Genomic DNA, 18,056 nt, shown 5'->3' with positions numbered 1-18,056 from the left:
CATGTCACGCGTGTCAATCAAGACCAAGGACGACCTGCCGGGCGAGCTCAAGCCGCTGTGGGACAAGATGACCACCTATGGCGCGTTCGAGAACCAGGCCGGCGTCATGGCGCAGCGCCCGCCAATCTTCAAGCACATGTGGTCGCTGCTGGTGGATCTCGCCGACGAGGCGGTGGTCTCGAAGCGGCATCTCGAGCTCGCGCTGGTGACGGTCTCGCTGCTCAACAAGTGCGACTATTGCGTGTCGCACCATGCGCCAAAGCTCGCGATCCAGGGGGTGTCGGAGGCGGGTGCCGAACGGCTGCTCGACTATCAGGATCATCCCGAGCTCGATGTGCTCGACAAGCTCGTGGTCGAATATGCGATCGCCGTCACCAACAACTGGAACAAGACCCGCGACGAGATCTTCGCACGCCTGCGCGAACATTTCTCGGAAGCGCAGATCGTCGAGTTGACCTGGCGGATCGCGCTGTGCGGCGCCTTCAACCGCTTCAACGACATCTTGCAGCTCGACGTCGAGCAGGGCGTTCCGCATCGCGAGGCCGCGGAGTGACGGTTTGATCAGGCCACCGATGCGGCGCCGCCGCCGAGCGTAGCCAGCACGAAATCGGCCCGCTCTGCGGGCGATGTCTTCGGCAGGCCGATGACGTCGTAGCCGAGCGTCGGCAGCGCCTCCATCAGACGCTGATACTCCGCCACCGCCATCTCGAAGCCGTGCCGACGCTCGGAATCGGTGACGTAGATCTCGGGCCACGGCGGCGTCATGAACACGCGCCGGTGGTAGCGATGTGCGGCGCAGATCGGGTGCAGCACCGGCTCGCCCGTCAATGCCTCCAGCGCCGACGCCGCGTCGACGACGCCGCGATCGAAGAACACCCATCCGGAATGGGCCTTGGCCATCTCGACATCTTTTAGTGCGACGTCAACGGCGCGACGCAGGAAGGCCGTTGCATCGACCCACGGCAGGGCCTTGCCGCCGGACGCAAGCTCATCGGCGATGATGCGGCGGCCGGGCTCCTCGACGACCGGATAGCCGCGGGCGCGCAGTTCGGTGAGCAAGGTCGATTTTCCGCCGCCGGAGCAGCCGGAGATCAGGACGAAGCGGTTTTGCAAAGGATGTCCTTTCATCGATCGTCACACCGCATGAACGAGCACGCCGCGAACGCGGGTTGCCAGATAGGTCAGAAATCCTGGGGAAGAAGGCGCGCGGAAATATCTCGACGCGCGGAGTGAGCATAGCCTCGAATGTGACGCAAATGGGGGCGCGCTTGACGAATTCTTCAGTGCCACGCCGATAAGATCGATCAAACTGGATGCTTCCTGTCTGAAGGAAAGACGCACATGGCATCACGCTCGATCACCTGCATGACGCTCGCGCTGCTGCTCTGCGGTGCGGCGCTTCAGTCGGCGCGCGCCGCTGAACCCGGCGAAGCGATCCGGGTCGGCGCGGTGCTGCCTTTTTCCGGCGGGGTCGAGCTTTATGGCCAGCAGGCGAAACTTGGGCTCGATCTCGCCGCCAGGGACATCAACGCGGCGGGCGGCATTCTTGGCCGGCCGGTCGAGGTTATCTATGTCGACGACAAGACACGGCCAGGTTCGGCCGCTGAGGCGATGCGCTCGCTGGTCGAAAAGCAGAACGTGCTGGCGACGGTCGGTCCGATCACGTCGCAAAACCTGAATGCGCTGGTGCCGATTGCCGAGAGCTCGAAGACGCCGCTGCTCTACGCCACCAATTACGAGGGCGGCAAATGCAGCCGCTATCTGTTTTCGTTCGGTGCGGTGCCGAACCAGGAGCTCGGCCAGCTGCTGCCCTACATGAGCCGGACGTTCGGCAACACCTACTTCCTGCTCGGCGCCGACCGGGTCTGGCCACACCAGATGTTCGGCATCGCGCAGCCTCTGATCGAGAAGCTCGGCGGCAAGGTGGTCGCGACGAAATACACGCTGGGGACCGAGCACGACTTCTCGCCGCTGATCGGGGAGATCGCGGCGAGCAAGGCCAAGGTGCTGCTGTTCGCGCTGAAGGGCGACGGGATGGATTTCATCCGGCAGGCCGACGAGGCCGGATTGCTAAAGGAAATCACCGTCGCTTTCCTCGGACTATCCGAGGTCGATCTCGGCATCTTCCGCGGCAAGGGGCAGAACATGGTGACCGTGGTGCCGGCGGTCGCGGCGAGCGAGGATCCTGCCGTCAAGGCGTTCGTCGCGAAGGCCCGCGCCGTCGCGGAGCCGGGTGTCGCGGTGTCGAACTATGTGATGACGCATTACAACACGCTGATCGCGCTCAAGGCGGCGGCCGAGAAGGCCGGCAAGCTCGACAAGGAGGCGATCATCGACGCGATGGCGGGCCTCGCCGTTCCGTCGCCGACCGGCCCTGTCACGCTCGGCCAGCATCATCACGCGGCGATGAGCATGTTCATTGCCAGGACACAGGGTTCGGAACTCGTGCAGGTGCGACCACTCGGCAAGATCGCGCCGGAGCCGGGGTGCAGTCCAGCCGGCCGCTGACCAGGAGGAATATTTCGGTAGCGGCGCTCGAGGCCGCGATGCTCGCAAAAACGCCACGCTCGCAAAAAAGTGAGCTGGCGCGCTCGTCAGCTGTCGGTTCCAGTCCGGTCCGTTCGTCTTCCAGCCAGAACGAGCTGCATGGGAGTTCCGGAATGAGCAATTCGACCTATCGCTGGGTGATCGTCGCGGCCGGCGGCCTGCTTGGCTGCGTCGCGATCGGCGGCATGTTTTCGCTGCCGGTGTTCCTCCAGCCCATGGCGCGCGAGACCGGCTGGTCGGTGACCGGGATTTCCAGCGCGATGACGATCGGGTTCCTCGCGATGGCCTTCACCAGCATGATCTGGGGCACGCTGTCCGACCGGTTCGGGCCGCTGCCGGTGGTGCTGACCGGATCGGTCGTGCTGGCGGCAAGCCTCGCGCTGGCCAGCCAGGCGACATCGCTGCTGGCCTTTCAGTTCGTGTTCGGCGCGCTGGTCGGCGCGGCCACGGCGGCGATCTTCGCCCCGATGATGGCCTGCGTCACCGGCTGGTTCGACACCCATCGCAGCCTCGCCGTCTCGCTGGTGTCGGCCGGCATGGGCATGGCGCCGATGACGATGTCGCCGCTTGCGGCCTGGCTGATCTCCCACCACGACTGGCGCACCGCGATGCTAATCGTCTCGGGCGTGGTCGGCGCGATCATGATCCCAGTCTCGTTCCTGGTGCGCCGCCCGCCGGCGCTGCAGGGCGACCACGCTGAAGCGGTCTCCGAGAACGGCGAACCGCCGATGTCGCTGGCGCAGGCGCTGCGATCGCCGCAATTCATCATCCTGATCGCGACCAATTTCTTCTGCTGCGCCACCCATTCGGGCCCGATCATCCATACCGTGAGTTACGCGGTCACCTGCGGCATTCCGATGGTTGCCGCGGTGACGATCTACAGCGTCGAAGGGCTCGCCGGGATGGGCGGCCGCATCGCGTTCGGTCTGCTCGGCGACCGTTTTGGCGCCAAGCGCGTGCTGGTGCTCGGATTGCTGGCGCAGGCGTTCGGCGCGCTCGGCTACGTCTTCGTGCGCGAGCTTGCTGCATTCTACGCGGTGGCCGCGATCTTCGGCTTCATCTATGCCGGCACCATGCCGCTGTATTCCGTGCTGATCCGCGAGAACTTCCCGCTGCGGATGATGGGCACGGTGATCGGCGGCACCGCGATGGCCGGCAGCCTCGGCATGGCGACCGGGCCTTTGGCCGGCGGCCTGATCTACGACACCTTTGCGAGCTACACGTGGCTCTATGTCGGCTCCTGGGCCGTCGGCATCGGCGCGTTCCTGATCATGATGACCTTCCGCCCGATCCCGGCGGCGCGGCCCGTGGCGGTGCCTGCGCCGGCGTGAGGTTTGAACTCCGTCATGCAGCGCGCCGCTCGGACAGACGCATTGGTCTTGCCGAGCGGCAGGCAAAGGGGCAACGTTATGGCGTCATTGCATCGGTCGGGCGTCCACGGCTGAATGCCATGATTGTTGGCACGACGCCAGGCGCATGAGAGCCCACTATGTACCGTGATCTCCAATGGTCCCCGGCCGAAAAGAAGATTGCGCGCAAGGCCTATGATTCCGCGGTGGAGTGCGCACTCGCCAAGGTGATGGTCGAATTCAAGAGCAGGGCCGTTGCGGCAGCGACGCCGTCGGAGATGTGGGAAGTTGGCGCCTATCTGCACCAGCAAAGGGGGGAGCTCGATGAGATGTTCGACTATCGATACTCGCAACTCCCGCTTGTCTTCGCGCGGCTCATCCGAGAACAGCATCTCGACGAGGCGCTGCTCGCGGGTTTGTCGGACGAGAAGCGCCAGGTGATCCGCTCTATTCTTTCTCTGGTCGGAAGGTGATCGCAAATCGCTTCACGCGCGGCTGCGCTTCGGTCGCCGGATGGCACGCACCTTGTTGTTGGCGGAGCCGCTTCCGCAGAAGAAGCGGTCGCCGCCGTCGGACTCCAATCCGGAGACGAATACGCCCTGCGGCATCTCCAGCTTTTCCATGACTTCACCGGTCTGCGGGTCAATGCGCCGCACGTCGCTTTCATCGCCTTCCCAAGTGCCGTGCCAGAGTTCGCCATCGACCCAGGAGACGCCGGTGACGAACCGGTTGCTTTCGATGGTGCGCAGAACCTTGCCGGTTTCCGGATCGATCTGAACGATGGTGCGATCGCGATACTGGCCGACCCACAGGGAGCCCTCGGCCCAGGCGAGGCCCGAGTCGCGGCCGCCGCCGGGCGAGGGGATGGTGGACACCACGCGCCCGCTGTTCGGCTCGATCTTCAGAATGCGGTCCTCGGCGATCTGATAGAGGTGCTTGCCGTCGAAGGCGGTGCCGGCATGGGCCGCGATATCGAGGGTGCGCGTGGTATTGCCGCTGTCGGGATCGAAGGCCACCAGGCGGTCGCCGGCCGCGAACCAGACCTGCTCACCGTCGAAGCTGACGCCGCCGACGTTCTCGACGCCGTCGAAGGGGCCGTATTCCCGGATGATCTCGGCCGTGGCCTTTTTCATGCTGCGCTCCTGTCGCCTTGAGCTTCGGTTCTGACTGAATCAGAATCGAATCTCCAGATTTCCTGACGCGTTTTCTTCACACGAAGCGATTCCGCTTCGCTCGAAAACGCTCTGATGTCGCCCTGATGCTAGCCGTTCGGCAGCGGGGCAGGGAGTAACAAGGTCGTCGTGAATCCCGGTACCGGCGGCGTCATCCAGCGCCGGGCGCGGGCCCGGCCGACCGACTGCACCTTGCCGGTGGCGGCCAATGCATCAAGCGCACGCTGCACGGTGCGCTGGCTCGCCCCCAGCGCGACCGACAGCGCCGAGCTCGACCAGGCCTCGCCGTCGGCGAGAAAGGCCAGCACCGCCGCATGCTCCTCCTCGACCGGCAGCGCCAAAACGCTCACCTCGCGCCGGCCATGTGGCTCCAGCACAAAACCGTCAGGCGTGGCGCTGAGATCGGCGAGCGGCCGCAGCGCCCGGCGCAGCCGTCCGATCTCGACGCGTAGCCGCGCACGGTGTGATTCATCGGCGTGCTTGCCGCGAAACGCCCGCGCGATCAGCGTGCCGCGCGACACGTCCTGCGGCCACGCTTCGCCCAGCGCGCGGGCGAGCGCGAACAGCACCGGCCGTCGCGTCAGCGAGACCGTCGTGCCGACATCGCGCACGACGTAGCGGCAGGCATCGACGACGAGGGCCTTCGACGCCATCAGGGCCTCGACCTCCTCGAGCAGCAGCGGCCGCTCGCTGCCGCGCGCGATCAGACGCGCCGCGGGCGTGGCGAGCAGGCGCGCGGTGCTCTCAACCTCGGCCGCGAGCTCGGCGATGCCGGCGTGGCGCGCGGCGTCCCTCGCGCGGGCCAGCGCTTCGCGCGCCGGCTTGGTCCGCAGCCGCCGCATCGCGATTCCGGCGACGACCAGTTCATGGCCGACCCGCAGCGCCGGCGGGAACGGCGCCGGGTCGAGGCCGTCAAGCATGCGCTCGGCCGCATCAAGGCTCCCGATCAGCAGCAGGCGGCGGATTTCGAGATAGCCGGCGTGGGCGGCGTTGAGTGCATCGCCTCGTGCCGCGAGCGTTGCGCGCGCCGCGGCGAGGCTCTTGCCGGGAAAGGAAAGGTCGCGCGACACCAGCGCGATCTCGGCCTCCGCCACCACGCAGCGCGCCCGCGCGACGGCTTCGCGCGGGCCGAAGGCGCGGCCTGCGCGCCGCAGCAGCTCCTTGGCGCGGGCGAAATCGCCGAGCCGGGCCATCGCGATGCCGCGCAGCGCCAGCGCCGGCGCATCGTCGCGCAGGGCCACCCGTTTCAGTGCGCCGAGGGGATCACCCGCCGCGAGCGCGCGCGCCGCAGCCGTTATCAGCGAGTCCATTCGAATCCCGACACACTTGTCACTCTCACCCTCCGAGGCCCGGTCCTAACCTAGCACATGACGACATGGATCATCTCCAGAGAGATCGAACGATGACCGGTATTGAAACACGCGAAGATTGGGTGAGGAGGCGGCTCAGCGGACGCGGGCCCATCGTGGCGCGCCTTCTGTCGCTGGCGGCGGCGCCGACCTTCGCCGTGATGGCGCTGATTGCCGCGATGGCGCCGGCCGACATGATCTGCAGCGCGATGCAGAGGCCGCTGTCATTGCAGGGCATGGTCCCGATGTACGCGCTGATGAGCGCATTTCATCTGGCGCCATGGCTGCGCCTGTTCAGATGACCGCCTCACCCTTCCGGCAAAGTGAAGACCGCGCATGGCCGCGCGATGCCGCGCAATTCATGACTGCCGAGCGCGACCAGTGGCGTCTCGGTCTCGGCGGCGAGGGCGCCCGAAACCAGCACGGGCTGCTCCAGCGGCTTGCACAGCCCTTCGAGCCGGCTCACCAGATTGACCGCGGCACCGATCGCGGTGAAGTCGAGGCGGTCGGCGGCGCCGATATTGCCCCAGTGCACCTCGCCGAGATGCAGCGCCGCGCCGAATGGCAACGGCGGCAAGCCCTGCTTGCGTCGCTCTGCATCGAGATGGGCCATGCCGACGCGCGCCGCCGACACCGCGCGCAATGCCGCCTCGGATGCGCTGCGCGCGCTGGTCGTGACCGGAAAGATCGCAAGCAGGCCGTCGCCGATGAATTTCAGCACCTCGCCGCCGAAGGCGTGGATGGCGCCGGCGATGCGGTCGAACCAGGCATCGAGCGCCGCGATCACCTCGGCAGGCGGATGGCTTTCCGACAGGGCGGTGAAGCCGCGGAGGTCGGCGAACAGCAGTGCTGCCCGGATAGTTTCGCCGGTGTTGCGCCGCAATGGCGATGCCAGCACGCGCGCCGCGCTGCGCCGGCCGAGATACGCCTCCAGCGCCGCCGTCAGTGTCGCGCGCGCCGCGAGCGCGGCGAGCGGCGCGGCCATGAACCGCGCCGCCTCGCGTAATTGGTCCGCCTCGGCAGGTGTGAAGGCGCGTGTCCCGATCCAGCCGAGGGTCGGGCCATCCGGCCGCGTTCCAATCGTGCCCTCGTGGATCGGGCCGGGCGCGAGAGTTCCGAGCCAGCGCCGGCCGGCGTCGCCGGATCCCACCATGTTGGGCATCGCAAAGGGTTGTTCCGGCGCGAATCCGAGCGCTTCGATGACCTCGCCATTGTCGGCACGCCACAGCCAGGTTCGTCTTGCAATCAGGGGGTGCGGAACCTCGAGCGTCAGAGCGCCGCCGGCAAGCGGCAGGCCATCCGTGATAAGGTGGCTACCGAGGTCCGCCAGCAACCGGTTGGCGCCCGCGGTCTCGGCGGCGGCGTCGACCAGCCAGCTCAACGTCGAGGACAATTGCATCATACCATCATGGGGTTGACGCACCACTCTTGTCACGAATTATCCCTGAGCACCGACCGTCAATGGAGCATGGATCGATGACTGAAGCCTTCATCGTTCAACGCGAGATCCAGATCGCAGCCCCGGCTGCAACCGTGTTCGCCTTCCTGACCGATCCGCAGAAGATCGTGAGCTGGATGGGGCTCGAAGCCGCGACCGAGACGCATCCCGGAGGCCTCTATTTCCTCAAGGGGCTCGGCAGCGATCGCAGCCGCGCCGCGCGCGGTGCGTTCCGCGAGGTCGTGCCGGTGCATCGTCTCGCCTACAGCTTCGGCTGGGAGGGCAGCGAGGAAGTGCCGCCGGGATCGAGCCTGATCGAGATCGACCTGATGGAGCAGGACAACGGCACGCTGCTCCGCATGACCCATAGCGGCCTGCCGAACGCCGCGCAGTGCGAGAGCCACGACAAGGGTTGGGCGCACTATATGAGCCGGCTCTCGCACGCGGCCGCCGGTCGGGATCCCGGCCCCGACCACGGTCCCGCCAATCGCCATTGACGTCGCGTCATGTCGGCCATTTCGAGCCGAGGATGATCGAGCAGAAGTTCATCCTGGTGTAGTTCATGTCCTTCAGCGCCAGCACGTCGGCCTTGACGTTGCCAAAGGTCGTCAGCGGCTTCCTGATGGTGCCGGCGGCGAAATGATCGATGATGTTCTCCTTGAAGTTCGCCTCGCGCGGATGGTGCGCGCAGACATGGTCGCGGTGCTCGTGCGAGAAATCGTCATAGGCGATGCCGAGCACGTCCATCTCGACGCCGGCGGTGACCAGCGCAATGGTCGGACGCATATGCTCGGGGATACCGGGCGTGGTGTGCAGGGCGATTGAGGTCCAGACGTCCTCGATGTCGCGCTCCGGAACGCCGTAGCCCTTGAGGAAGTCGCGCGCGGCGTTGGCGCCGTCGACCTCGAAGCGCAGATCGGGGCTCGCATGAGCGGCGGTGAGGCCCATGTCGTGAAACATGGCGCCGATATACAGCAGCTCGGGATCGAATTTCAGCTTGCGGCGGTTGCCGGTCAGCGCGCCCCAGAAGAACACGCGGCGGCTGTGATTGTAGAGCAGGTCGTCCTCGGTATCGCGCACCAGCTGGGTGGCGGCGCGGGCCATCGCGCTGTCGGGTACGCGGATGCCGGCAATGATCTCGGTCATTTCAAGACGCTCCTCGATGTGGCAAGACGATGCCGTGGCGTGCGAACACGCGAGCCCGGCGCTTGTCTCTGCGGTGTGTGCGGGTCGCCGCGTGGCGCGATCCGTGGGTGCTTGTCGCCCGTTTTGGCCGGATCCCGCAACGATCGCGCGCCGCCGGATCGGGCCAACCAGACGTCGTTTCGCGCCAGCGGGCAGGGAGAAGGCATGGCGGTTCAGAGGGTCGCGATCGCGATTCACGAAGGGGTTCAGGCGCTCGATGTCGCGGGTCCCGTCGACGTGTTCGCGGAGACGAACGGCTTTGTGCCGGCGGGCGATGGCTATGAGACCGTGCTGGTCGGCGCCGGCTGCGAACCGCTGCGCGCGTCGAACGGCATGAAGATATCGGCCGACCTCAGCTTCGCCGAGGCACAGGAGAAGTTCGATATCCTGCTCGTTGCGGGCGGGCCGGCATTGCCCGACGCCGCGCCGGATCCCGAACTGACACGGTGGCTGCGCGGGGCGCCCGGGCGCGCCGAACTCTACGGTTCGATCTGCACCGGCGCCTTCGCGCTCGGCCATGCCGGGCTGCTCGACGGCCACAAGGTGACGACGCATTGGCAGAATGCGCAGCGGCTGGCGGCGCGCTTTCCAGCGGCCGAGGTGATCTTCGACCGCATCTACATTCGCGACGGACATCTGATGACCTCGGCCGGCGTGACCGCGGGGATCGATCTCGGGCTCGCGCTGGTCGCCGAGCAGCACGGGCCGCAGGTTGCGGTCGCGGTGGCCAAGCGGCTGGTCGTGGTGGCGCAGCGCCAGGGCGGGCAGTCGCAATTCAGTCCCTATCTCACCGCGCCGGTCGATGAGGATTCGCCGATTGCGCGCGCGCAGGCGCATGTCATGCAGCATGTCGGCGAGCGTCACACGCTGCTGTCGCTGGCGGAGGCCGTCGGCATGAGCGTGCGGAATTTCGGCCGCGCCTTTGCGCAGGAGACCGGCATCACGCCGCACGAATTCGTCGAGCGGGCGCGGGTCGACGCCGCGCGACGGCTGCTCGAGGGCTCAGACCGGCCGCTGAAGGCGGTTGCTTTCGACTGCGGCTTCGGCTCGGCCGACCGGATGCGGATCGTGTTCACCGAGCGGCTCGGCGTGTCCCCCGCGCAGTACCGCGCGAGTTTTCGCAAATTGTGACGCCGTTCATGACGCCGGCGCTTCATTAGGGATAGGATCGACGGCGCCGCCGTTTCCCGCCGCACATGTTCTCCCGCGAGGCCGCCATGGACGCGCTCACGCTCTTCATCATCCGTCATGCCGAGAAGCCTGATGATGGCTGGCCGGGGCCCGGCTTCACCGCGGACGGTGTGTCCGATACCGAGTCGCTTGTCCTCCGCGGCTGGCAGCGCGCCGGCGCTTGGGCTGCATTGTTTGGCACCGACCTCGCCAAGGGCGACTACGCCAAGCCTGACGCGATCTATGCCGCGACGCCTGGCACCACGCCCAACCGGGGCCCGAGCAGCCGTCCCGCCGAGACGATCTCGGCGCTGGCGGCGCGTCTTGGCGCGACGTCCAACGTAGATTTCGGCAAAGGTCATGAACCGGCGCTGATCAAGGCGCTGCTGGCACTCAATGGCGTCGTGCTGCTGTGCTGGGAGCACAAGGCTATCATCGCCGACGTCCTTCCGTTGATACCAGTCAGCAGGGGCAAGCCGCCCACCAAATGGGACGCCAGCCGGTTCGACGTCGTGCTGCGCTTCCATCGCGCCAAGGGCGAAGACAAGTTCACCTTCAAGGAGCTGTTTCCGAAATTGCTGTCGGGCGATTCCGACAAGCCGCTGGACGGCTGAATAGCGTCGCAGCTTGGCCGATCAGTCGAGCCCGAGCGCCTTGCGCGACTTCCGCGTTAGCTTTCCGGCGATCAGCGCATGCGCCTGGTCAAGATAGGCCTGGAGTTCGGCGTCGGGCAGGGCGTCGTTCCTCACCAGTTGCACCCATGTGGCGCGCGCCAGATATGGCGCGGGCCGCGCCAGGCCCTGCTCGATCAGGATCTGGTAGGCCATGTTCGAGGTCTTGAACATGAAGCCGCCGGTGCTTTCGATGTAGCCGCCGGCCAGCGCGAACATCTTGCCGCCGACCTTGAACACCGACGTGCCTTCCCATTGCACCACCTTGGTGGCGGCGGGTAGGCGCAGGCAATGGGCTTCGAAGGTCTTGGGGCGCATGAGTCGGAGGGCTGGAGGGCTTCAAAGCCATAGGCCAGCCGCATGAAGGTCGACAAGCCCCGGACTGAGCCGGCAAGCCCTTGGTGGCCAAACCAGCCGCCGTTTCACCCCCGACGTCTCACGAAAACGTGGGTTGCCGCCGCTTTATCTGTAGATATATCGTAAGATATGTTTTCAGTAAGGAATGAACGATGAGAAAACCGATGTTTCATGACCGGGACGATGACGGCTTCCGGTTTGGGTTCTTCGCCATGAGCCGGCACGGCCGAGGCGGCCACCGCTTTGGCCGCGGCGGCCATGGCTTCTTCGGGCGGGGTGGCGGTGGCGATTTTCCGGGATCGCGGCGGCTTTCGTCGCAGGATCTGCAACTGGTCATCCTCGCGCTGCTCGGCGAGCAGCCGGCACACGGCTACGAGCTGATCAAGAGGATCGAGGAGCGGTCGGACGGCTTCTACAGCCCGAGCCCTGGCGTGATCTATCCGGCGCTGACATTCCTAGAGGAGATCGGCCATGCCAGCGTCACCCGGGACGCGGCGCGCAAGCTCTACAGCATCACCGAGCAGGGCAGGGCATATCTCCGCGAGAACCGTACGACCGCGGATACCATCCTCGAGGCGCTGTCGCGGATCGGCCGCCGCATGGAGGAGGTGCGCGAAGCCTTCGCCGGCGTGAGCGATCTCGATGGCGAAGCGTCCGACGAGGTGCACCGCGCCCGTCACGCGCTGAAGAGCGCGCTGCGCCAGAAGCGCGGCTGCGATGCCGCCGAGGCGCGGCGGATCGCAAAGATCCTCGACCGCGCGGCCGCTGAGATCCTGCAGCAATGACGCAGTCGCAAAGGAGACCCTTCATGTACAACGCCGAACCGCACAGCGCGATCCGTGATGCGCGCGTCACGGCCGTTATCGAGCGCCTGCAGGCCGCCCGCCGGGCGCCGGTGCGCGGCAACCCGATGCAGAGCGGCAGCCGCGATCCGCACGACTATGCCGAGCAGGGATTCTCGATCCACTCGGAGCAGGGCGAGCTGATCTATCTGTTGTGCCGCGGCCTGCGCGCCCGGCGCGTCGCCGAGTTCGCGACCTCGGTCGGAATGTCGACGCTCTATTTCGCCGCGGCGATGCGCGACAATGGCGGCGGCACCGTGATCGGGTCGGAGATCGTGCCGGCCAAGGTCGCAGCGGCGAAGCGCAATCTCGCAGACGCCGGCCTTGCCGATTACGCCGACATCCGCGAGGGCGATGCGCGCAAGACGCTGCGCGATCTCGGCGGTCCCGTCGACTTCATCCTGATCGACGGCTGGCCGGGCGACAAGGGGCCGACGCTGGCGCGCCAGGTGATCGAGATCGTCGCGCCGCAGCTTCGCGTCGGCGGCTACGTCATGAACGACAATGCCGAGGCGGATTTCTTGGAGTTCGTGCGCGATCCCAACAATGGCTTCGTGTCGATCACGCTGCCGCTCAAGGGTGGCACCGAGCTCTGCCTGAAGGTGGCGTAGCGGGGGTTCGCCTGCTGGCGTGATTGTGAGCCGCAACCACAACACGCCATGCTGGATTTTGCCGGCGCTTCTTGCTCTGCTCCAAAAAAATCAGGAGCGAAGCGCCGCATGTCCGAAGCCCCGCCGATTCATCCGCTCGATCGCCCAATCTGGAGCGCCCTGACCACGAGACAACGCGAGCTGGCGGAAGGCGGCGCTGACGCGCGCCGCTTTCCTCTCGCGATCGCACCATTCGCCGACATGGTCGACATGTCGCCAAAGAGCTTTGCCGCGCTGGGTGCGCTGCTGTCGGGACCTGACATCGCGGTGCTGTTCACGCCCGATCCTGTCCCGGTGCCGCCGGAGTTCAAGGTGCTGCTGGCCGAGACCGGCGAGCAGATGATCGGCACGCCAGCTGACCATTCTGTGCCCGGCGTCGAGATCGTCACGCTCGGCGCTGCCGACGTTCCTGCGATGATAACGTTGACCGAGCTGACAAAGCCCGGACCGTTCAGTGCGCGAACGCATGAGCTCGGCAGCTTTTTCGGCATCCGCATCAATGGCGAACTGGTCGCGATGACCGGCGAACGGATGAAGCCGGGGAACTACACCGAGATGACCGCCGTCTGCGTGCATCCGGAGCATCGCGGCCGCGGCTACGCGCAGGCGCTGCTGTCGGCGGTCGCCCGCCAGATCGTGGCGCGCGGCGAAATTCCATTCCTGCACGTCTTCACCAGCAACGTCTCGGCGATCGCGCTTTATCGCCGCCAGGGCATGGAGATCCGCCGCCGCCTGCACATCACGGTGTTGCAGAAACAGGCGTAGGGATGCTCGGCAAAGTGGGTTGAGGGAAATCCCTCATTCCTCATCGCGGATCTCGTGCTTACCTTTGCCGGATCGCAACACGATGAGAGAGGATATCTCGATGTCCGAGCAATCCCAGGACAAGCGTCCCGTAGCCGATCCGGCGGAGAACAACGCTTTCTTTCCGTCGCCTTACTCGCTTGGGCAATTCACCTCGGCCAGGTCGGATCTCTCCGGCGCGGACTATCCCAACGCCTACAGGGGTGGCCGCTGGAAAATTCTGATGATCGCCGCGGACGAGCGCTATCTGCTGTTGCAGAACGGCACGATGTTCTCGACCGGCAACCATCCCGTCGAGACCTTGTTGCCGATGTATCACCTCGACAAGGCGGGCTTCGAATTCGACATCGCGACCGTGTCGGGCAATCCGGTCAAATTCGAGCTCTGGGCGTTTCCTGGGGAGGACGACGCGGTCAAGAGCATCTACCAGAAATATCTCGGCAGGCTGAAGCAGCCGCTGAAGCTCTCCGACGTGATCGAAAACAAGCTCGGCAAGGATTCCGACTATATCGCGGTGTTCATCCCGGGCGGCCATGGTGCGCTGATCGGCTTGCCCGAAAGCACCGACGTGAAGACCGCTCTGAAATGGGCGCTCGACAACGACAAGCACATCATCTCGCTTTGCCATGGCCCGGCGGCGCTGCTGGCGTCTGCGGTCGGCGAGGCCAAGGGCGACTATCCCTTCAAGGGCTACAAGATCTGTGCATTTCCCGACGCCATCGATCGGACGACGCCCGATATCGGCTACATGCCGGGCGCGCTGACCTGGGCGTTCGGCGAACAGTTGCAGGCGCTCGGCGTCGAGATCCTGAACAAGGACATCACCGGCAAGACCCATCAGGATCGCAAGCTGATCACCGGTGACAGCCCCTTCGCCGCCAACAATGTCGGCAAGGCGGCCGCAAAGGCGCTGCTCGATACGCTCGGCGGGCGCTGAGCGGGCGACGGCTCAACCGGCGGCGGGGCGAACCTCGCCCCGCCGCCGGTCGCGGGCCAATGTCACGCGCCTTGCAGGCCGACCTCGCTTGAGGGAAAATCCTCAACGCGCTGGGCCGCACTCGACCGGCCTTCCGCAAGACACGATGGCACCGCATGGACCGCTACATCGAAGCCGTGGTTGCGATCGAGGGTAGCGGAAGTTTGCCCGCGATCCAGGCGGCGGTGCGGTCTGCGAGCGTTCCGCTCGGCTACGACCGGTTCGTGATGTTCTCGGCGTCGCCGGCACGTGATGACCTGGTTGACCGGATCTACTGGGTCGAAGGCGACTGGTTCGGAAAGGGCGTGACGGTCGATGCCGAAACCTATGTCCGGCATTGCCCGGTGACGCGCAATTTTCTCAATGTGGACGAGGCGTTTTTCTGGACCAAGGTGATGTCGGCGCGCGGAGAGAAGTACCGTGTGGTGCGCACGCCGCGCGGGCCCGGTTTCCACGGACTGCAGGTTCCGGTGTTCGGGCGCACCGGCCTTGAAGGCGCGATGAGCTTCGCCGGGACGCGGATCGATGCGTCACCGCGGACGCGTGCGGCGCTGACGATGGTCGGCGCAGCGGCCTTCCGCGCCGCCCGCGGGCTGATGGAAGCGCACGAGCCGAACGGTGCGTCGAGCCTGTCGCCGCGCGAGCGCGAGGTGCTGCGCTGGATCTCCGCCGGACGGCGCCAGGCCGACATCGCGGCATCGCTCGGCCTGTCGGAACGCACGGTCGAGAACCATTTGCGGCGCGCGCGGCTTCGGCTCGGTGTCGCCACGACCGCGCAAGCCATCCGGCTCGCGATCCGCAGCGGCGAGATCGAGGACTGAGACGCTTGCGGTCGGCCGCCACAGAGCCCGGCGAGCGATCGCTGCGGCTCAATGTCTCTTCGCCGTCTTCGCCCTGACCTTCGGCGTATGCGTTCCCGCAGCGATCCGCGTCAACGCGTCCGCGAACGCGCGTGCGGCGGGACCGAGCGGTTCATCGAGCCGGTGGGCGAGATAGGCCTCCATTGCAAGCGCGGCGTTGCGGCCGAGCGCGCCGGTTTCGACCCGCACAAGGCGGCGCTCCTTCAGGTCGCGCGCCACCTGCCAGAGCGGCAGCCGGCCCCAGCCGAGCCCGGCCAGGATCATGGCGTGCTTGGTGTCCTGATTGCTCACTCTGCAAATCTGCGGCGAGAGCACGCCGAAGCTGCGGCCTTCCGACAGCGGGGTTGGATCCGACAGCACGATCTGCAGATGATCGGCGAGATCCGCCACGCTCTTGCGGCCGCGGCGCGCGAGCGGATGGCTTGCGGAGGCGACGGCGACGATCTGCACCGCGCAGATCGCATCGAGCGCGAGGCGGGGATCGCGAAAATCCTCACCGACCGTGACCGCGAGCGCGCTGCGCCGTTCGGTCAAGCCGGTGATCGGACCGCCCATCGGTTCGACCGCGAGCCGCACGCTGACGGACGGATAGGCCGCCCGCATTTCCGTCAGCGCCGCGCCGACCGCGGCGATCGGAAACAGCGTGTCGACGACGAGCGAGAGTTCCGATTCCACCCCGTCGCCCAGGCCGCGCGCCCGGGCCCGCATCGCGTCGACACGGAGCAGCAGATCGCGCGCGTTGCCCAGCAGTGCCGTGCCCTCGGCCGTCAGCGCCGGGCGATGGCTGGAGCGGTCGAACAGCGTGAGGCCGAGCTCGGCCTCGAGGTTGGCGATGGCATGGCTGACCGCGGATTGCACCCGCGCCAGCTTGGCCGCGGCGGCGCGAAAGCTGCCGCTCTCGGCGATGGCGACAAAGGTGCGGATCTGATCGAGCGTGAGGTTATCGAGCATGATCTATGAAATCGATCAATCGGATGCAAAACATATCACTCCTGTCGATGATCGGGAAACGCTATCTCTGTGTTCCGAGCCAGGGGTGGAGTGGACGCACATGACGATTGAGACGGCCGTGATGCAGCCGAGCGAGGCGAAGCGATGGGCCACGGTCGCGGTCGTGATCGGTTGCGGTATCGGCGCGGCGCTGCAGGTCGGCAAGGTTCCGATTGCCGCCTCGATGCTGCAACAGAGCCTCGGCATCGACCTTGCCGCGGTCGGAACGATCGCCGGCATCTTTGCGGTCCTCGGGCTTGTCGGCAGCGTCCCGGCGGGCGTGGTGATTGCCGCGGTTGGCGCGCGCAGGGTGCTGCTGTGCGGCCTTGCGGCCATCACGCTGGGGGCGGCCTCGGGCGCACTCGCGCCACAGCTCGCGGTGCTGTTGGCATCGCGCCTGCTGGAGGGGCTCGGCTTCCTGCTGGTGATGGTCGCGGCTCCTGCATTGCTCGATCGTGTCGTCGATGTCAGCGCACGCGACGTCACCATGGCGGTGTGGAGCTGCGTGATGCCGTTCGGGATCGCGCTGGCGCTGGTCGCCGGCCCGATCTTCGATAGCTGGCGCACGATCTGGTGGGCCAGTGCTGGCTTTGTTGCCGTGCTGTTCATCCTTGCGAGCCTCATCGCGCCTGAAGTGGCATCGCGGACCGGCGCGGCACGGAGCGGGCCAATGCAGGAAGCCGCCGCGCTGGCGCGGCGCCGCACCCCGGCGCTTCTGATGGTGCTGTTTGCGCTCTACAGCCTGATGTTCTTTGCGTTGTTCAGCTTCCTGCCGATCCTGTTGTCCGAGCGGCTCGGCGTGTCCAGCCAAGGCGCCGGCGCGCTCGGTGCGTTGGCCGCGGCGGGCAACGTCGTCGGCAATCTCGCCGCCGGCCATCTGCTGGCGCGGGGCGTCAGCCGCAACCTGCTGATTGCCGTGGCGGCATTCGTGATGGGCGCGTCCGCGCTCGGAATCTTCCTGCCGGTGCTCGGCGGGTGGGGGGCATTCTGGCTGTGCCTGCTGTTCTCCGCGATCGGCGGCCTGATCCCGGCGACGTTGCTTGCAACCGCACCCGCCGCGGCGCGATCGGCGGCGATGGTGCCGGTGATGATGGGCCTGTTGATGACGGGCAGCAATTTCGGCCAGGTCACCGGTCCGATCGCGGTCGGCGCTGTGGTCTCGGCATGGGGCTGGGGCGCGGCTTGCGTCATGGTGGTGGCCGCGGCGATCCTTGCCGGTCTCGCGGCGTGGATGCTGGCGCGCGGCGATCACAAGCGCGTAAGCGAGGCGACGGACCCGGCTTGACGCCGCGCGCGCAGGAGCCGAAGGAGTGAAGGTCTCTCACGCCAACGACAACAGGAACCTTCATGACACGCGTGCGCTGTATCACCGAAATGGGCATGGGCGTCGACGTTCACGGCCGCGACGCCACCAAGGCCGCCAAGCGGGCCGTCTCGGATGCCATCCGCCATTCCAGCCTCGGCTTCTTCCGCATGCTCGGCAAGACCGCCAACGACATGTTCGTCGACGTCACGATCGCCGTGCCGAATCCCGAAGATGTCGATACCGCAGCGGTCGCGAAGGAATTGCCCTATGGCAGCAAGACCGTGAAGGCGATCGCGGGCGGGCTCGAGATTGCGTCCGATCTCGGCAACGACCCGATCCTGATCGCGAACGCCGCCGTCATTGTCAGCTTCGACGACGGCAAGTGACGGA

General features: G+C 66.5%; 22 protein-coding genes. 15 read left to right on the top strand and 7 right to left on the bottom strand.

The features are described from left to right. The first annotated feature begins 1 nt into the window (after position 1). On the top strand, positions 2-553 hold the full coding sequence (locus QJT82_RS04720) for a carboxymuconolactone decarboxylase family protein (RefSeq protein WP_028344729.1): 552 nt from the start codon (positions 2-4) through the stop codon (positions 551-553). A gap of 8 nt (positions 554-561) precedes the next feature. Here the strand turns inward: QJT82_RS04720 and QJT82_RS04715 are convergent, their stop codons facing one another. After that, complete coding sequence (locus QJT82_RS04715; protein WP_028344730.1) at positions 562-1,128, bottom strand: AAA family ATPase; 567 nt, start codon at positions 1,126-1,128, stop codon at positions 562-564. A 213-nt stretch (positions 1,129-1,341) separates the two neighbouring features. Here QJT82_RS04715 and QJT82_RS04710 point away from each other — a divergent pair, with 213 nt between their 5' ends. The 3 genes from QJT82_RS04710 (at position 1,342) to QJT82_RS04700 (ending at position 4,369) form a co-directional block, all read left to right on the top strand. Further along, the gene (locus QJT82_RS04710; RefSeq protein WP_028344731.1) at positions 1,342-2,508 is read left to right on the top strand and encodes a substrate-binding protein; all 1,167 of its coding nucleotides are present in this window, start codon (positions 1,342-1,344) and stop codon (positions 2,506-2,508) included. Positions 2,509-2,660: 152 nt separating this feature from the next. Continuing rightward, positions 2,661-3,878 carry an MFS transporter gene (locus tag QJT82_RS04705; protein ID WP_028344732.1) on the top strand — a complete coding sequence of 406 codons (1,218 nt, stop codon included), beginning with the start codon at positions 2,661-2,663 and terminating at the stop codon, positions 3,876-3,878. A gap of 158 nt (positions 3,879-4,036) precedes the next feature. Continuing rightward, positions 4,037-4,369, top strand: a complete 333-nt coding sequence (locus QJT82_RS04700) for a hypothetical protein (RefSeq protein WP_028344733.1) — start codon at positions 4,037-4,039, stop codon at positions 4,367-4,369. 12 nt (positions 4,370-4,381) lie between these two features. Here QJT82_RS04700 and QJT82_RS04695 read toward each other — a convergent pair whose 3' ends face one another. Continuing rightward, positions 4,382-5,029, bottom strand: a complete 648-nt coding sequence (locus QJT82_RS04695) for a glutaminyl-peptide cyclotransferase (protein WP_028344734.1) — start codon at positions 5,027-5,029, stop codon at positions 4,382-4,384. A gap of 128 nt (positions 5,030-5,157) precedes the next feature. Further along, the gene (locus QJT82_RS04690; protein ID WP_028344735.1) at positions 5,158-6,378 is read right to left on the bottom strand and encodes a hypothetical protein; all 1,221 of its coding nucleotides are present in this window, start codon (positions 6,376-6,378) and stop codon (positions 5,158-5,160) included. Positions 6,379-6,470: 92 nt separating this feature from the next. Between QJT82_RS04690 and QJT82_RS04685 the strand changes: the two genes are divergently transcribed. Then, the gene (locus QJT82_RS04685; RefSeq protein ID WP_245288943.1) at positions 6,471-6,719 is read left to right on the top strand and encodes a hypothetical protein; all 249 of its coding nucleotides are present in this window, start codon (positions 6,471-6,473) and stop codon (positions 6,717-6,719) included. Between the two features lie 5 nt (positions 6,720-6,724). Here QJT82_RS04685 and QJT82_RS04680 read toward each other — a convergent pair whose 3' ends face one another. Continuing rightward, positions 6,725-7,816, bottom strand: coding sequence for an adenylate/guanylate cyclase domain-containing protein (locus QJT82_RS04680; protein ID WP_028344736.1), 1,092 nt, complete (start codon positions 7,814-7,816; stop codon positions 6,725-6,727). A 77-nt stretch (positions 7,817-7,893) separates the two neighbouring features. On the opposite strand from QJT82_RS04680, the gene QJT82_RS04675 reads away from it, so the two are divergent. Continuing rightward, positions 7,894-8,352, top strand: coding sequence for an SRPBCC domain-containing protein (locus tag QJT82_RS04675; protein ID WP_028344737.1), 459 nt, complete (start codon positions 7,894-7,896; stop codon positions 8,350-8,352). A gap of 7 nt (positions 8,353-8,359) precedes the next feature. Here the strand turns inward: QJT82_RS04675 and QJT82_RS04670 are convergent, their stop codons facing one another. Then, on the bottom strand, positions 8,360-9,001 hold the full coding sequence (locus tag QJT82_RS04670) for an HD domain-containing protein (protein ID WP_028344738.1): 642 nt from the start codon (positions 8,999-9,001) through the stop codon (positions 8,360-8,362). Positions 9,002-9,205: 204 nt separating this feature from the next. Between QJT82_RS04670 and QJT82_RS04665 the strand changes: the two genes are divergently transcribed. Further along, positions 9,206-10,171 (top strand): GlxA family transcriptional regulator, encoded by a 966-nt coding sequence (locus tag QJT82_RS04665; RefSeq protein ID WP_028344739.1) that lies wholly within the window; start codon positions 9,206-9,208, stop codon positions 10,169-10,171. An 86-nt stretch (positions 10,172-10,257) separates the two neighbouring features. Further along, the gene (locus QJT82_RS04660; RefSeq protein WP_259243993.1) at positions 10,258-10,824 is read left to right on the top strand and encodes a histidine phosphatase family protein; all 567 of its coding nucleotides are present in this window, start codon (positions 10,258-10,260) and stop codon (positions 10,822-10,824) included. 21 nt (positions 10,825-10,845) lie between these two features. Here the strand turns inward: QJT82_RS04660 and QJT82_RS04655 are convergent, their stop codons facing one another. Next, on the bottom strand, positions 10,846-11,199 hold the full coding sequence (locus QJT82_RS04655; RefSeq protein WP_028344741.1) for an MmcQ/YjbR family DNA-binding protein: 354 nt from the start codon (positions 11,197-11,199) through the stop codon (positions 10,846-10,848). 203 nt (positions 11,200-11,402) lie between these two features. On the opposite strand from QJT82_RS04655, the gene QJT82_RS04650 reads away from it, so the two are divergent. From QJT82_RS04650 to QJT82_RS04630, 5 genes are all read left to right on the top strand, one after another. Continuing rightward, on the top strand, positions 11,403-12,023 hold the full coding sequence (locus QJT82_RS04650) for a PadR family transcriptional regulator (RefSeq protein ID WP_028344742.1): 621 nt from the start codon (positions 11,403-11,405) through the stop codon (positions 12,021-12,023). Between the two features lie 23 nt (positions 12,024-12,046). Next, complete coding sequence (locus QJT82_RS04645) at positions 12,047-12,691, top strand: class I SAM-dependent methyltransferase (protein ID WP_028344743.1); 645 nt, start codon at positions 12,047-12,049, stop codon at positions 12,689-12,691. Positions 12,692-12,799: 108 nt separating this feature from the next. Beyond that, positions 12,800-13,495, top strand: coding sequence for a GNAT family N-acetyltransferase (locus tag QJT82_RS04640; protein WP_028344744.1), 696 nt, complete (start codon positions 12,800-12,802; stop codon positions 13,493-13,495). A 100-nt stretch (positions 13,496-13,595) separates the two neighbouring features. Next, positions 13,596-14,471, top strand: a complete 876-nt coding sequence (gene hchA, locus QJT82_RS04635) for a glyoxalase III HchA (protein ID WP_028344745.1) — start codon at positions 13,596-13,598, stop codon at positions 14,469-14,471. Between the two features lie 155 nt (positions 14,472-14,626). Further along, positions 14,627-15,331: a PA1136 family autoinducer-binding transcriptional regulator gene (locus QJT82_RS04630; protein ID WP_028344746.1), complete on the top strand. Its 705-nt coding sequence runs from the start codon at positions 14,627-14,629 to the stop codon at positions 15,329-15,331. A gap of 48 nt (positions 15,332-15,379) precedes the next feature. Here QJT82_RS04630 and QJT82_RS04625 read toward each other — a convergent pair whose 3' ends face one another. Beyond that, a complete protein-coding gene (locus QJT82_RS04625; protein WP_259243987.1) occupies positions 15,380-16,321 on the bottom strand; it encodes a LysR family transcriptional regulator in 942 nt (313 codons plus the stop codon). 100 nt (positions 16,322-16,421) lie between these two features. Here QJT82_RS04625 and QJT82_RS04620 point away from each other — a divergent pair, with 100 nt between their 5' ends. After that, on the top strand, positions 16,422-17,645 hold the full coding sequence (locus tag QJT82_RS04620; RefSeq protein WP_028344748.1) for an MFS transporter: 1,224 nt from the start codon (positions 16,422-16,424) through the stop codon (positions 17,643-17,645). A gap of 62 nt (positions 17,646-17,707) precedes the next feature. Beyond that, positions 17,708-18,052, top strand: coding sequence for a Lin0512 family protein (locus tag QJT82_RS04615; RefSeq protein WP_028344749.1), 345 nt, complete (start codon positions 17,708-17,710; stop codon positions 18,050-18,052). Positions 18,053-18,056: the final 4 nt, after the last annotated feature.

The organism is Bradyrhizobium sp. Mp19, from assembly GCF_029952935.1.
In the GTDB taxonomy this organism is placed as follows: Bacteria; Pseudomonadota; Alphaproteobacteria; order Rhizobiales; family Xanthobacteraceae; genus Bradyrhizobium; species Bradyrhizobium elkanii.
Note: the sequence above shows the minus strand (reverse complement) of the source record. Positions and strands in the feature narration are given on the sequence as shown.

What these genes read in the sequence shown, in the direction of transcription:
- QJT82_RS04720 (WP_028344729.1), top strand. Translation starts at nt 2, where the DNA reads ATGTCACGCGTGTCAATCAAGACCAAGGACGACCTGCCGGGCGAGCTC.
- QJT82_RS04715 (WP_028344730.1), bottom strand. Translation starts at nt 1,128, where the DNA reads ATGAAAGGACATCCTTTGCAAAACCGCTTCGTCCTGATCTCCGGCTGC.
- QJT82_RS04710 (WP_028344731.1), top strand. Translation starts at nt 1,342, where the DNA reads ATGGCATCACGCTCGATCACCTGCATGACGCTCGCGCTGCTGCTCTGC.
- QJT82_RS04705 (WP_028344732.1), top strand. Translation starts at nt 2,661, where the DNA reads ATGAGCAATTCGACCTATCGCTGGGTGATCGTCGCGGCCGGCGGCCTG.
- QJT82_RS04700 (WP_028344733.1), top strand. Translation starts at nt 4,037, where the DNA reads ATGTACCGTGATCTCCAATGGTCCCCGGCCGAAAAGAAGATTGCGCGC.
- QJT82_RS04695 (WP_028344734.1), bottom strand. Translation starts at nt 5,029, where the DNA reads ATGAAAAAGGCCACGGCCGAGATCATCCGGGAATACGGCCCCTTCGAC.
- QJT82_RS04690 (WP_028344735.1), bottom strand. Translation starts at nt 6,378, where the DNA reads ATGGACTCGCTGATAACGGCTGCGGCGCGCGCGCTCGCGGCGGGTGAT.
- QJT82_RS04685 (WP_245288943.1), top strand. Translation starts at nt 6,471, where the DNA reads ATGACCGGTATTGAAACACGCGAAGATTGGGTGAGGAGGCGGCTCAGC.
- QJT82_RS04680 (WP_028344736.1), bottom strand. Translation starts at nt 7,816, where the DNA reads ATGCAATTGTCCTCGACGTTGAGCTGGCTGGTCGACGCCGCCGCCGAG.
- QJT82_RS04675 (WP_028344737.1), top strand. Translation starts at nt 7,894, where the DNA reads ATGACTGAAGCCTTCATCGTTCAACGCGAGATCCAGATCGCAGCCCCG.
- QJT82_RS04670 (WP_028344738.1), bottom strand. Translation starts at nt 9,001, where the DNA reads ATGACCGAGATCATTGCCGGCATCCGCGTACCCGACAGCGCGATGGCC.
- QJT82_RS04665 (WP_028344739.1), top strand. Translation starts at nt 9,206, where the DNA reads ATGGCGGTTCAGAGGGTCGCGATCGCGATTCACGAAGGGGTTCAGGCG.
- QJT82_RS04660 (WP_259243993.1), top strand. Translation starts at nt 10,258, where the DNA reads ATGGACGCGCTCACGCTCTTCATCATCCGTCATGCCGAGAAGCCTGAT.
- QJT82_RS04655 (WP_028344741.1), bottom strand. Translation starts at nt 11,199, where the DNA reads ATGCGCCCCAAGACCTTCGAAGCCCATTGCCTGCGCCTACCCGCCGCC.
- QJT82_RS04650 (WP_028344742.1), top strand. Translation starts at nt 11,403, where the DNA reads ATGTTTCATGACCGGGACGATGACGGCTTCCGGTTTGGGTTCTTCGCC.
- QJT82_RS04645 (WP_028344743.1), top strand. Translation starts at nt 12,047, where the DNA reads ATGTACAACGCCGAACCGCACAGCGCGATCCGTGATGCGCGCGTCACG.
- QJT82_RS04640 (WP_028344744.1), top strand. Translation starts at nt 12,800, where the DNA reads ATGTCCGAAGCCCCGCCGATTCATCCGCTCGATCGCCCAATCTGGAGC.
- hchA (WP_028344745.1), top strand. Translation starts at nt 13,596, where the DNA reads ATGTCCGAGCAATCCCAGGACAAGCGTCCCGTAGCCGATCCGGCGGAG.
- QJT82_RS04630 (WP_028344746.1), top strand. Translation starts at nt 14,627, where the DNA reads ATGGACCGCTACATCGAAGCCGTGGTTGCGATCGAGGGTAGCGGAAGT.
- QJT82_RS04625 (WP_259243987.1), bottom strand. Translation starts at nt 16,321, where the DNA reads ATGCTCGATAACCTCACGCTCGATCAGATCCGCACCTTTGTCGCCATC.
- QJT82_RS04620 (WP_028344748.1), top strand. Translation starts at nt 16,422, where the DNA reads ATGACGATTGAGACGGCCGTGATGCAGCCGAGCGAGGCGAAGCGATGG.
- QJT82_RS04615 (WP_028344749.1), top strand. Translation starts at nt 17,708, where the DNA reads ATGACACGCGTGCGCTGTATCACCGAAATGGGCATGGGCGTCGACGTT.